This window comes from Bacillus sp. HY001 (assembly GCF_007558965.1).
GTDB lineage: Bacteria > Bacillota > Bacilli > Bacillales > Bacillaceae_G > Bacillus_A > Bacillus_A mobilis.
The window spans coordinates 1-520 of record NZ_VLTE01000307.1; the positions used below are offsets into that span (position 1 = coordinate 1).

Below are 520 nucleotides of genomic sequence, written 5' to 3' on the forward strand. Positions count from 1 at the left end.
GCATTAGCGACTTTAGGTGCAATTGAATACACCAATCGTCGCAATAAATTAATTGAAGACTCGGAGAATAACATATACGAGTGTAAAGAAATAAAAGAAATACTCCAATCACTCCCTAAAGAGAAGCAGATTGAGGTTCTTGAGAATCAAGCTCACTTTGAAGCTGTGGCAAAGATGATTGAACAAAACAATTTAATTCTTTTAGAACAGATGAAAGCTCTACAGCTAATTCAGAAATAACAAACTTATGATTAATTAATTCTACATACGCTTCCATAAATAATGTATCTTTATTTATACCATCAGCCTCTGGTTGTACAGGGGCTTTTGCTATGCTCTTGTTCATGTTTTGAATTTGTATAGTTTCTTTCACATGTATGAATAGATCTTCTAATAAACCTGGTGTAGACTCTAACTCTTGTTTTTCTATTTCCTCTGTTACAGCACTTATAAACTCCCATAGTACCTTTGCACCTAATAGTTCTGCTAATCGTTTTTCACGCATTTCAAATGTTTTCAT

The 520-nt window shown here is 33.3% G+C and carries 1 protein-coding gene; it reads right to left on the bottom strand.

Annotation, left to right across the window (positions count from 1 at the left end):
- Positions 1-115 precede the first annotated feature (115 nt).
- A partial coding sequence (locus FOT98_RS31470; RefSeq protein ID WP_144291273.1) for a hypothetical protein occupies positions 116-520 on the bottom strand: 405 nt, incomplete at its 5' end.